The sequence below is a fragment of the Coprococcus sp. HPP0074 genome (assembly GCF_964238105.1).
Taxonomy (GTDB): domain Bacteria; phylum Bacillota; class Clostridia; order Lachnospirales; family Lachnospiraceae; genus Faecalimonas; species Faecalimonas umbilicata.
Map to the genome: position 1 here is coordinate 396,850 of NZ_CAXSKS010000001.1, position 13,040 is coordinate 409,889.

13 protein-coding genes and 1 pseudogene are annotated in these 13,040 nt (G+C 32.4%); all 14 read right to left on the reverse strand.

Annotated features, from left to right (window positions below; all coding sequences use genetic code 11):
* Nucleotides 1–79: 79 nt before the first annotated feature.
* The 14 genes and pseudogenes from ACESPO_RS01875 to ACESPO_RS01940 all read right to left on the reverse strand — a co-directional run bounded on the left by ACESPO_RS01875 (nt 80) and on the right by ACESPO_RS01940 (nt 13,010).
* A complete protein-coding gene (locus ACESPO_RS01875) occupies nt 80–358 on the reverse strand; it encodes a hypothetical protein (protein WP_120092189.1) in 279 nt (92 codons plus the stop codon).
* 119 nt (nt 359–477) lie between these two features.
* Nucleotides 478–684, reverse strand: a pseudogene (locus ACESPO_RS01880) (transposase domain-containing protein); the annotation flags it as partial.
* A gap of 42 nt (nt 685–726) precedes the next feature.
* The gene (locus tag ACESPO_RS01885; RefSeq protein WP_120092191.1) at nt 727–2,262 is read right to left on the reverse strand and encodes a polysaccharide biosynthesis protein; all 1,536 of its coding nucleotides are present in this window, start codon (nt 2,260–2,262) and stop codon (nt 727–729) included.
* Between the two features lie 206 nt (nt 2,263–2,468).
* On the reverse strand, nt 2,469–3,446 hold the full coding sequence (locus ACESPO_RS01890) for a glycosyltransferase family 2 protein (protein ID WP_278887540.1): 978 nt from the start codon (nt 3,444–3,446) through the stop codon (nt 2,469–2,471).
* 22 nt (nt 3,447–3,468) lie between these two features.
* Entirely contained in the window at nt 3,469–4,578 is a 1,110-nt protein-coding gene (locus ACESPO_RS01895) for a polysaccharide pyruvyl transferase family protein (protein ID WP_120092196.1), read from the reverse strand.
* Between the two features lie 54 nt (nt 4,579–4,632).
* Complete coding sequence (locus ACESPO_RS01900) at nt 4,633–5,634, reverse strand: glycosyltransferase (RefSeq protein ID WP_120092199.1); 1,002 nt, start codon at nt 5,632–5,634, stop codon at nt 4,633–4,635.
* A gap of 7 nt (nt 5,635–5,641) precedes the next feature.
* Complete coding sequence (locus tag ACESPO_RS01905; RefSeq protein ID WP_120092201.1) at nt 5,642–6,190, reverse strand: acyltransferase; 549 nt, start codon at nt 6,188–6,190, stop codon at nt 5,642–5,644.
* A 13-nt stretch (nt 6,191–6,203) separates the two neighbouring features.
* Nucleotides 6,204–7,211: a glycosyltransferase family 2 protein gene (locus tag ACESPO_RS01910; protein ID WP_120092204.1), complete on the reverse strand. Its 1,008-nt coding sequence runs from the start codon at nt 7,209–7,211 to the stop codon at nt 6,204–6,206.
* Between the two features lie 4 nt (nt 7,212–7,215).
* Nucleotides 7,216–8,310 (reverse strand): non-hydrolyzing UDP-N-acetylglucosamine 2-epimerase, encoded by a 1,095-nt coding sequence (gene wecB / locus ACESPO_RS01915; RefSeq protein WP_120092207.1) that lies wholly within the window; start codon nt 8,308–8,310, stop codon nt 7,216–7,218.
* A gap of 12 nt (nt 8,311–8,322) precedes the next feature.
* Entirely contained in the window at nt 8,323–9,030 is a 708-nt protein-coding gene (locus ACESPO_RS01920) for a glycosyltransferase family 32 protein (RefSeq protein WP_120092209.1), read from the reverse strand.
* Nucleotide 9,031: 1 nt separating this feature from the next.
* Entirely contained in the window at nt 9,032–9,856 is an 825-nt protein-coding gene (locus tag ACESPO_RS01925; RefSeq protein WP_120092212.1) for a glycosyltransferase, read from the reverse strand.
* Nucleotides 9,840–10,943 (reverse strand): glycosyltransferase family 1 protein, encoded by a 1,104-nt coding sequence (locus ACESPO_RS01930; protein ID WP_165852516.1) that lies wholly within the window; start codon nt 10,941–10,943, stop codon nt 9,840–9,842. The genes ACESPO_RS01925 and ACESPO_RS01930 overlap by 17 nt, the downstream gene beginning before the upstream one ends.
* A gap of 26 nt (nt 10,944–10,969) precedes the next feature.
* Entirely contained in the window at nt 10,970–12,094 is a 1,125-nt protein-coding gene (locus tag ACESPO_RS01935; protein WP_120092217.1) for a glycosyltransferase family 4 protein, read from the reverse strand.
* Nucleotides 12,087–13,010 (reverse strand): transketolase family protein, encoded by a 924-nt coding sequence (locus tag ACESPO_RS01940; RefSeq protein ID WP_499788377.1) that lies wholly within the window; start codon nt 13,008–13,010, stop codon nt 12,087–12,089. The genes ACESPO_RS01935 and ACESPO_RS01940 overlap by 8 nt, the downstream gene beginning before the upstream one ends.
* Nucleotides 13,011–13,040 lie beyond the last annotated feature (30 nt).

Here is a 13,040-nt window from a genome sequence, read left to right on the forward strand (position 1 = left end):
GCAATCAAGTAAATCAGTATTTTGATATTTTATAGAGTCAACAACAATCTAGTGTCCCAATCGTGTAATGTTTTCTCAATTATTTTTCTGTTATAAAGCCGTATGAAAAATCACTTCCTGCTAAATGTGCTTCTGTTAAAATAATAAATGAATCGGCATCCCAAAAATTAAAGTTAACTGGAAAAGCCTCTAATGTATTGCTATCAATTTCCCCAGTTGTAAAGACTTCCTCATTATTAACCAAAGTACTAATAGTTCCTGTACTTTCCGCCCTATACATTGACTGATCTAAAACAAATACCCCTTCAAATACCGTTTCGTCATAATCATCATCTAAAGGCACTGTTATCCAAGACATAACATCTTTACTTCCATTAGATCCCATTCCAATGAACATATCGTAAGCGCAAAATATTGCTACGCTGCCTATAAATTACGCTTGCACCAAAATGATAGATGCAAGCGTTTTACTCTACTTTAGTTTTGGCAGTTCGCTTTCGCAGTCTCGCTCCATGGGGCAAGCTGTTCCAGCTGTTCATCTGACATGTTAGCATCTGGTCGCTGTGATAAAAGGTAAGTCAGATATTTGTATGTGTTCAGGTCATTCGCTTTTGCCATCTCAACCATTGTATACACAATAGCGCTAGCTGTAGCTCCCTTCGGACTGGCACTGAACAGCCAGTCCTAAAGGTGTCTTTCATGATTATAATCCTTTCCCATCTCTTATCAATCTCTTTTAACTAACTTTCCTATTAATGGCTGAATATATTCTTTTAGAACTTTAAAGGAACGGTAATCTACAATGGAAGCAATAGTAAAATAGACACCTAAGATAATAATTCCCGACACACATGCATAGCCTATAATTGAAAAATAAGAATCTAAATGCCAAGGAATCCATTTACTAATTACTGTAATTATAGTAAATATAATAGAGTTAGAAATAAATCTCTTATAGGAAATCCAAGGACTTCTATGTAAAATTCGCACATTTGCATATATAAACATATCATTCATTCTATAAATTAGTGCAACTATTGTTCCTATAAGGACTCCATAAATCCCCCAAAAAATTACTGCTATTATCGAAACTGTCAAATTAATAGCAGCTTCTATTATACATCGGGTTTGTGTTTTACGAAAATGCTGTGCATAATTGATTAAATCGGCACAACATGCTCTAGCACCTGTCATAACATAAAATACTGAAAATAAGACTGCCACCTTATAATCTAAATAATTGATATCTTTAATTCCAGATGTATATAGTTCCATAAAAGGAATGATAAAAATTAATGCAATATTATACAGTGCAAACACTAATGCCATTCTATAGTTTTCATACAAATCATGGAGTTGTATATATCTATCCCTATCTCGATTAAATGTTTGCCCCATTACAAAAGAAAATCCTTGCGCCACATAATCTAGTGCAGTTCTAATCATCGAATACAGCAATGTATACATTGTATAGACACTAACAACTTTTAAACTAGAGAAAATTGTTAAGATTATAGTATCTGTATTTCTAAAAACCATGTCACAAATTTGATTAACAAAAACTGCATTTTTTTGTTCAATTGCTTTATAATTAGGTTCTTCTTTTAGATTAACCCATTTATAGTTTTTAGAAATATAGATTCCTATAATAATTATTTTAAATATATTGATTAGTAAATATGTAAATTGTATTTTAACAATGCTACATCCTAAGAAAAGCATAATAATTTTTGATATACTAATTAAAGTAGAGGCAATAGAAGATAGTGCTGTATTTATATAGTTTTTACCTTCCGCCTGTAATAAAATAATGAATTTCCCTTGAAAATAATAGCTAATAACCCCTGGAAACCCATTAAATAAAATAATCACAGTCATAACCCATACTGAAATATTTGAGGAAATCACTAATGGATATACAACTGCTAATCCCAAAACTGCAATTAAATATAATCGCCCTGTTTTTTTATAATAACGATTTGTTGCAGCCATTATGCTTGAAATTTCTTTTTTATCCGAATTGGCTATTGGAGCATACAAAGCTTGTAGTGTTGCCCCATACATTCCAGCTTCCAATAATGTAAAGTATGCAAATATTTGTCCTATCGAATTTAAAAACCCATTCATTTCTGATCCAAAACTCATCAAAAACAGTCTCGGAATAATAATCCCCAACGCAATCGAAATAATTTGGCTTATGATTCCTACTACAATATTTAAAAAACTTCTTCGTCTATTCATTTTTTCTTTTAAACACCCCATTTTATTTACCTATTTGTAATACTACATTTATTTTATCACTTAGCGAAAACCTCTCTACTCGAATCGAACTCAATGTCTTTTTTCAGAAAAATTTTATATCTAAATCTATTTACTTGACTATACTCTAATATGTTTATAATGGCAAAATTAATTCGCTATGCTTCAATGTAAAAAAATGCCAATATTATTTTTATCGCTATATAATGTTAACAGTTTATTAATCCCATCAACTTCCCTGCTAACATAAATTTTTTTCTTTTCATAAGCCATACAAATAATTGAATTCTTATTTTTCCAAATTGGCTAGCATTTTCATTTGCCCAAAATTTATTTTGAATTAATTTAAATTTATTAATCCAGTTTCTATATTTCTCAAAATCTATTTGCGAAAATTCAAAACAACTCAAACCACTTTGCTTTGATTGTCCAATGCCCGAAATTAAGTGTATAAAAAATAAGTATGCGATATTTTCTTCTTTTAATTTCCCGCTTAGGTTATCTTCTATTTTGTCAAACAACCTTAATTGCTGGTAAATTCTTGTTTTTAAAGCCGTATTCATTGCAGATCCTTCTCGATCAACATACTGATAATACGTCTCTTTTTTTAGTACTATTGTCACTGGAAGCGTATTAAATATTGCTTTATAATATTGAATATTAAATAGCAAATCTTCACCTATTGTTTCTTGAACATCAAACTCTAAATTGTATTTTTGAATAATTTCACGCCTATAAATTTTATTCCATGGTTCAAATCCTAGTTCATATGTAAAATAATATTGATCAAAAAATTTATTAATATCATCTAATCTATCTATTTCATCTGATTTAGCATTAAACACACATAAACCTGCTCCTATTTCTTGTTGGAAATCACTCAATTCCTGAAGTGCATCTGGTTCTATATAATCATCACTATCTACAAACCAAATATACTTTCCCATTGCCATACACAATCCTTGATTTCGTGCTGAAGATACCCCTCCGTTTTTTTTATGCAACACTTTTATTCTAGAATCCTTTTTCTTATATTCATCACAAATAAAAGGACACTTGTCCGGTGATCCATCATCAACCAAAATCAATTCAAAATCTTCATATGTCTGTTTTAAAATACTATCAATACATTTTTCTAAATATTTTTCCGTTTTATAAACTGGTACAATAATACTAAATGTCGGCATCCACATCTTCCCCTTCTGTAAATTATTGCAACGCATTCATTAAATAATTTAAGGATTCTTTTCTAAAATCTGCTATTTCTTTTCGTGCCTCTGAATAATCGATTTGAAGTAAAAATTTTTTATCTGGTTTTCCAGTTGTATATAATCTACTATCTAGCCCTATTTTCTTTAAATAATCAATTTTACGACTATCGTTATTATTAACAGTATTCTCTTGGTCTATTGCAATAGCTGAAATAAATGGTCTCTCAAAAATAGTTGAAAACACAGTCCCGTGAAAAGAATTTGTGTACACCAAACTCGCATTCATAAATAATCCCACAAATTCTTCTGGACTAGCCGAGTATGCTTTATGATACGGTTTAATAAAATCACGAATATATTCATTGAATATAATCACATCATATCCGGTGACTTTGCGAAGATATTCTGTCAATTCTTTACTACCATGATTATTTTCCAAGAAATACACTAAAATATACGGCTTTTTATGCCTTGGTTTAACTGCTAATTTTCCCCATTCTTTTTTATCTAATAAGAGCACGGGATCACATACTGTATATACTGTCTTATCAGTCAATTTCTGTATTATATCTGCTCCTCTTGGTTCTCGAACAGAAATAACATCAAAACTCTGCACCCATTTTTCTATTTTGCATAACACATCCTCATCAAACTCTGTCTTCCCAAGACTTGGCGAATAAGATATTTTCTTCGCACTATTAGTCGCATCTAAAAACTGAAGATAATATGCTGTTTCAAAATCTTGACACGTTGGATTCCAAATTTGATCCCCACCACAAATATATACATCATAGTCAAAAAGTTCGCTCTTTAACTCTTCTGTTGACGCATATTCTTTCTTAGTAACTGGTAACACTTCATTTATAAAACGTTCAAAATGATTATAACGCTTTTTTAATGCCGGAAAAATTAAGTAGTGGAATAATTTATGAATTCCCACATCACTTTCTCTAATAATCTTATACATGGATTTTTGGCTTTCTGGACGCAAATTAATAAATTCTGTTTCATGTCCCATAATTTGCAATTTCTTTGAAAGCGCATATGCTTGTAATACTGACCCATAATTATGTGATCCATGAAATGTAAGTTGACCTATCTTTTTCATTTTCTCCACCTTAATATAAATATTTTACTAATCATTTTAATCTTGTTTTCTCCATCATAACAGTCTTAGCAACAATTTAATACAAAAACACCTAGATAACAGAACTAAAATTTTCATTTTCCATCCATATTTAAAAATATTGATATTGCGAATACTTTCCCGAATCATACTTTGTTCTAAAACATTTCTAACTTCTTCTTGTTCTATATTTCTATCCAGATTTCCCTTTTTTATATTTTGAATTGAAAAAATCAAAAACTTTACTCCTGTAGAAAACAAACGTTGTTTTTCTTGCTCAAATAACTGTTCTTTTTTCAAATACCCTTTTTCCCATTCAAGAAGATTATTTAATAACTTATAAACTTGTGGACGATATGTATTGCTTAATGATTCACCATTATACTTATAATAATATAAACATTCATCTAAAACAGATATCTGTTTACACTCTTTATATAATTCCATAGCAGAAACTACATCTTCTGCAAAAAATTCTCGTTCAGATTTAAATTCGTAATTCGAAATAAGTCTTTTACTATATAAGTTTCTCCAAACAAACCCTTCTACACTTTGTTCCGTTGTCCCCGGTACAACTCCTATCATAGGTAAAATAAGCATTTTTAAAATCTCCGAAGGATTCATTACTCCTGGTATATCTTGAAAATGATGTTCTGCAATATTTCTGTCAACATCTACTGTAAAGTGTGAGCAAATACAAATATCCGATTTATCATTTTCAATCCTGTTATAAAGTTTATAAAACATTTCTGGATGAACATAATCATCCGAATCCACAAATCCAATATATTCTCCAGCTGCTATTTTTAACCCTACATTGCGCGCACTAGAAAGTCCACCATTTTCTTTATGTATAACATGCACTCGAGAGTCTTTGCAAAAAGAATCACACATCTCACCCGATTCATCCGGCGAACCATCATCAACTAAGATTACCTCTATTTCCCGAAGTGTCTGTCCCAAAAGAGAATTTACACACTTTGCTAATGTTTCTTTCGTTTTATATACCGGTACAATGATACTTACTTTTGGTCTCATACTATCTCTACCTTACATATCCAAAATTATTTTTTTCAACAGTCTCCTTCTGTTCCTGTTTCTGGACTTCTGAAAAAGAAGGATTTCTCAATGTATATTCCTCTCCATAACAAGGTTTCCTCTTAATATACTCTTCATTTTCGTTAATAAAATCGTGATAATCTTTTAATTTTCGTGCTGGATTTCCAGCAACTACGCTACCTTCTTCAACGTCATGAGTTACAATGCTCCCTGCACCTATTATCGAATTGTTTCCAATTGTTATTCCTGGCATGATTATGCTTCCAGCTCCAATAAAAACATTGTTTCCAATGTGTACTGGCGCTATTTTCGTATATCCACATTTTTTCCACATACTGGCATCATGTGCAAGAATATGTACTCGTGGAGCCAGAGTAACATCATCTCCAATTTCAATCAACCAACAATGTGATTGGTCTATAATACAATGCTCATTTCTTCTAAAATTCTTTCCTACCTTAAGTCCTAGTTTTATCAAACTGTCTGTAGAAACTTCTCCTCGCAAACGATATAACAAATTTCTTAAAAAAGTCATACTTTCTCTCTTTCTAGTGCTGTATACTATTCCTGATTTTCACCAAACAATAAAATATCCAAACAGCAATCCTTTCCCCTACTATATCTACTAACATCGCATATATTTTATCTGGTTTTGCCTTTACATATTTTAATAAGTTTCGATTTTGTTTCATAAAGAGTATCAGCTCTTTCTTCTCCTCTTTACACATCCCCGAAGCTTTTATTCCAAAATGAATAAATTTTGTTCCAAAAAAATTCAATGCTTTATCATTATCTATATCCTCAATCGGATTCTTAAGAAGTAAATTCATTCTTTCAGAACAAACCTTCAAGACATCCTTCACATTTTTATACGTTAAATTGTTAGAAACACTCTCCCTATTATATCTATAAGAAAATAGTGTGCATCTTATAATTTTTATGCTATTACTAGCCACCAAACTTCGAAAAAAGAAATCTGTATCTTCAGCACAGGTTATTGTCTCGTTTATTCTTAAGTTATTATCTTGCAAGAAGCTTCTTTTATAAATTCCGATACACATTGAACTTAAATTTTGACATAAAATCTTTGTCTCTTTTGTAGATAATTCCTCTTTTAAAATATTCTCCGAAAATAGTACATTTTCCTGCTCTATATTTTTGCAAAATTCCTTATATGCGTTACAAACAATCAAATCATACTCTTTGAAGTTAGAGTCTGCAATTGCTTTATAAGCATTTTCCAATGCCCCTCCTACCATTTTGTCATCTGCATCTAAAAAAATTAAATATTTCCCTTTTGCCTTTTCAATCCCATAATTTCTGGCAGAAGCAACTCCTCCGTTTTCTTTTTTAAAGCATTTAACATTTACATATTGCTCACTTAATTTCTCTGCAATTTGAAATGAACTATCTCTGGAACCATCATCCACCAAAACAATTTCATAATCGTCAATTTTTTGACATTTTATACTACTAATACACTCTTCTAAATATTTTTCCATATTATAAATTGGTATTATAATACTAAAAAATATTTCTCTCTGCACTTTGTCCATATTATTAATTCCCAACTAATATATCTGCAATCCTTTTGCATGCAAATCCGTCTCCATATGGATTGCTCGCATTGCTCATTTTTTTATATTCTTCTTCATCCTCAAGAAGCTTCTTAAAGTTTCGATAAATATTTTCTTCTTCTGTGCCAACCAGTTCTAATGTTCCAGCTTCAATACCTTCTGGTCGTTCTGTTGTATCACGCATAACCAAAACTGGCTTCCCAAGAGATGGTGCTTCTTCTTGTATTCCTCCTGAATCTGTCAAAATCATATAGCTTTGATTCAAGAAATTATGGAAATCAATTACCTCTAATGGTTCAATAATATGAATTCTTTCTTCCTTCCCCAAAATACTATCTGCGATTTCTCTTACAACCGGGTTCATGTGTATTGGATAAATCGCTTTTACATCCGGATGTTCTTTTAAAACACGAAGTATTGCTTTAAACATAGCTTTCATTGGCTCCCCTAAGTTTTCTCTTCGATGAGCTGTAATTAAGATCAAACGGCTCCCTCTTGCCCATTCTAATTCCGGATGATTATATTCCTTTTTTACTGTAGTTTTTAATGCATCTATTGCAGTATTTCCCGTTACATATATAGATTCTTTCTTCTTACCTTCTTTAATTAAATTTTCTTTTGCTTTTTCTGTAGGTGCAAAATTATAATTGCTAATAATTCCTACCGCTTGTCTATTAAACTCTTCTGGATATGGTGAATAAATATTATATGTCCGAAGTCCAGCTTCAACATGTCCAACTGGAATTTGCAAATAGAAACATGCCAATGCCGTTACAAAAGTTGTAGATGTGTCCCCATGCACCAACACAACGTCTGGTCTTACCTCTTCTAATACCTTTCTAATATTATTCAAAATATTCGCAGTAATATCAAACAAAGTTTGCTTTTCTTTCATAATTGACAAATCATAGTCTGGAACTACATCAAATACCTCTAAGACCTGATCTAGCATTTGTCTATGCTGTCCCGTAACACAAACTATTGTTTCTATACTCTCTCTCGTTTTCAGTTCATTCACTAATGGGCACATCTTAATCGCTTCTGGTCTCGTGCCAAACACCAACATAACTTTTTTCATATATTTCCCCTCTTACTTCTTTAAAAAAGCAAAGCAATCTACTCCAAACCATCGATGAAACACTCTGGTTATTTTACTTCTTATTCTTAATTTCTGTGGCACCCAAGATTTATTAAACCAATGAATCGTTGCCGTATCCTTAGAGTCATACATAATGCCTGTTGCATCATCTAATGGGCAAAATACATCCCTTGGATATAATGCAAACCCATCCAAAACCTGATATTTTCCATTCGGCACAAAACCTCTTTCAGAAAGCATTCTTGTTATTGTTACTGTATTTGTAGTTGTGTCTTGATTACCATCCTTATCTACAAAATGACGTCCATCATAGTAGGAAAGTAACTCTTTAAATAGTGGAAAACCTTTTTCTGCTGCCATAATTCCTGTCGGAATCTGAGTATCTGATTCAAAACCTGAAAATCCTTGATGTACAAGAAACTTATCTAAGTTTTTCGTTACCTCTACATCTGTATCCATATAGATTCCACCTTGTTTATACATAGCATATAAACGAACATAATCCGTCACAAAAGCAAAACGCTTACTCTCATATGCCTCTCTTACATAGTCACAACAATTAATATCAAAGTTATCTTCATTCCATTCTATAATCTCATAATCCGGACAGTATTTTTTCCAGCTTTCTATACACTTCTTTGCCAAATCTGGCATCTTCCCTCTGCCGAACCAGCAATAATGAATTACTTTAGGAATCATGCTAATCTCCTTTTCTATTTCTATTATCCATATTTTTTCTAAATTTTCTCTTTAACCAAATGGGTGTTATCTGTGATACAATAGGCTTTATCGCAAAAACATAGTATTGGAGCGGTAGTTTTAGCAACTTAATCCCATTCACCAATACTCTCGATGCTTCCAATGAATGTTTGAATGTTCGCCGATTAAAGGTTGCCACATCTTCTCTAACTAAATATAATGGCTCTGCAATATTATATCCTTTGTATCCATTTGCAAAAAAGCGAAACCAAAGGTCTACATCCTCTGCTCTAGTCGTAAGTTTAGACACACGATATCCTTCTAATGCTTCAAAAACTTCTCGCTTCATCATAATTGTCGCATGATGGAATGGATTGAATTTTGGCAAATCTGTTTTAACTGGAATTTCTTTAATCGGAATTATATTTTTCTCTCCCTTTTCATCAAACGCCTTCATATAAGTTCCAATCAGAGCATATTCCGGATGTCTGTCCAAAAAATCCACCTGCTTTTCAAAACGATCAGGCAAAGATAAATCATCACCATCCATACGAGCAATATATTTTCCTGTTGCATGCTTGGCACAATGATTCAATGTTGCTGCCAATCTAATATTTTTTTTGTTTTTTAATAAAATGATTTTATCAGGATATTTTTCTTTATATTTCGCTGCAACTTTATATGTATCATCTTGTGAACCATCATCACATAATATAAGTTCCCAATTCGCATAAGTTTGCTTAATAATGGAATCAATTGCATCACTTAAAGTATCTGCACAATTGTAGATTCCCATCAATATAGAAACCTTACTTTTGCCCTGCATAAGTCAAATACCTCCGTTCCAAATCCTTTGCCGCATCCCTAATATCAAAACCCGCATTTTTTATACATAGATAGCCATCATTCCGATTCATTTTCTTCTTTATATCTTCAATAATTATATTTCCCCAGAATAATGCGTCCTTCTCTAAAGAGACAAAGTCCAAATTTCCAGTAATATCTATCTCTGGGGGAATTGCTTCCTTTGAAACATAACACTTTAATCCTGCACATTGAGCTTCTATTAGTACAATTGGAAATGCTTCATATACTGAAGGAAAAATCAGTATGTCAAATCCTTGCATAAACTCATTTACATTCTCTCTTTCTCCTTCAAAGATTACCTTATTTTTTATGTCTAAGTTTTCTACTTTTTCTTCTATATTTTGTCGGAATTTTCCATTTCCAATTAACCATAACACAGCATTGTCATTCTCTTTTTGAATTTCATAAAAAACATCAATAAGAAACTCATGATTCTTGGCTTCATTAAAATTTCCGACATGACCTACGATAAATTTATCCTGAATTTTATGATCTTCTCGAACTTTTTTGCGCAATTCAGAATTATAGCTATATTTTTCAGCATTAATTGCATTTTTTATAATTTGTACTTTCCCATTCTCTGCATCATTTTCCCCAAAAAGCCATCGTCCCGCTTCTTTAGAACATGCAAATTCCTCTGTTTTTACACGAAAAATAATTCTAGCCAAATAATGCAACCACTTTTTCCCTGCCTGAGTAGCGTGTGAGTGCGATATTAGGATTTCTGCTCCTCCATGCTTTGCAGCTAATAAATCTATATTAGAAATTGCACTTCCTGTATGTCTGTGAACAATCTTGTATCCTTTATCTCGAACGACTTTTGCTATACTAAAATAGTTTTTTATTGGATTTTTCTTTTTAGGATATGCATGATAAATATGTCCACCCATTTTTTTGATTTCTTCGTCAAAATACCCTTCTTCTTCTACAGAAGTTAAAAAGTCAAACTGTATCTTGTCTCTATCAATCGCACGATAATAATTCATTACAAAATTCTCTATCCCACCATTTCCCATATTATGGAATATATGTAATACTCTTACCATTTTCTCCATTCCTTTTTACTAAATATCTATCCAAAAGACATTATTAACTTCAACACTTCTTTCTTTGTCGCTTCAATACAATATGGTTTTACAGTTTCTCTATTGTGCTCTCCCATTTTCTTTCGCATTTTAGGATTTTCTTTCAATTTTTTAATCCCCTTCGCAAATCCTTTCGCATCCTCAGGATTACACATATAACCGGATACACCATTTTCCATTACATCTGTCAGACCTCGAATGTTAGAAGTAACTAGTGGCAACCCACAATACATTGCCTCCAGTGATGCCACCGGCAAGCCTTCTCTTTTAGAAGGCATAACATATACATCTACCTGACTACATATATCTACTACATCTGTACGATACCCAAGAAAATGAACATTCTGTTTAATGCTCTTTTCTTCAACAAGATTTTTTAGATTCTCCATCTGATTACCTTTACCACAGAGAACATAATGAATCGTCTTGTCTTTTAATAACGAAAGAGCTTGTATAATCACTTTCTGATTCTTATTTTCATTCAATTCTCCTACCGAAAGCACAAAAAAATCATCTATATCTAACCCAAGTTCTTTTCGTATATCTTTTTGATTTTCACCAACTGTTAACCGCTCTGTATTAATTCCAATACCATGAATATACTTTACATCTTTCACATTGAAACCTTTGGCCCTTTTATAATCTTCTCGATTTACAGTACATATCACATCTGTTCTGGAAGCCATAAGTTTTTCAATCGGATAATAAATCATCCAATTTAATTTCGGTGCTCCATCATAGAAATGGAACCCGTGAACCATATATAAAACTTTCGTTCCTCTTTTTCTCGCATTCTTTGCTGCTAATCTTGTAACTACTCCCATAACAGGTTCATTCGTCCAAATGATATCATATTTTCCATGTTCAACGATATCCTTCATCTCTCTGAAACCTTTAAAATTCCCCGGATTAACCGGACTTCTGTGAAGATTTACTGTATAAATTTTTCTTACACAATCACCTATCTTTTCGCAGATTTCTTTCATACGTCCGCCCACATCCGAACAGGCAATTTCCATTATATATCCATTATCAGCCAGATTTCTTATATGCGGTAACAAAAACTGCACCATCATCAAATCTGTTGATGTAACAAGAATCCTTTTATTCATAAATTGTATCCTCAATTTTTTTTACAATTGACTGACTATCCATTCCATACTGCCGTCTCAGATAATCCTGATTTCCTACTTTAATAGAATACTCATCATTCAAACCAATCCGTAATAAATATGCTCTCTTTTCTTTCATCTCTGCCATAACCTCTGCCACAGCACTTCCAAAACCACCAACAATATTATGTTCTTCGCATGTAACGATGATGTCAAATGCTTTTGCACATGCTTCAATTACTTCTTTATCAATTGGTTTCACTGTTGGAAATGTATAGACTGCTGGATCATATCCTTTTTCAATCAGCTCCTGATAAGCTGCATTCACTTCTTCAAAAATAGCTCCGGTAGAGAAAATTGCAATCTTCTTTCCATCTTTCACTTTAATTGCTTTTCCAATCTGAAAATTTTCAATATGATCATGGATTCTTTTTTCTCCCCCTCGACCAAGACGTAAATAAGCCGTTCCCGCATATGTTGCTAGCGCTTTTGTACATTCTTCCGCTTCTACCAAATCCGCCGGTGCCATAACTACTACATCAGGTAAGGCTCTGAGAATAGCTAAATCCTCTGTGGCTTGATGACTCATTCCGAGTGAACCATACACAAATCCCCCACCAATACAAACTACTTTTACATTCGCATTGTGATACGCACAGTCATTTCGAATCTGCTCCAAGCATCGTAATGTTGGAAAATTGCCAATTGAATATGTAAATACTTTCTTTCCTTCTAAAGCCATTCCTGCTGCAACTGTCGTCATATTCTGCTCAGCAATTCCTGCATTCGTAAATTGATCCGGAACTGTCTCCCAAAACGGTTTCAATACCCCAAACCCAAGATCTCCTGTAATCAATTCAATATTTTTATCGTCTTTTGCCAATTCAACCAAAGTTTTTACAAACGTATCTCTCATTTCTACCTCTACTCTTTATTATTTCACACT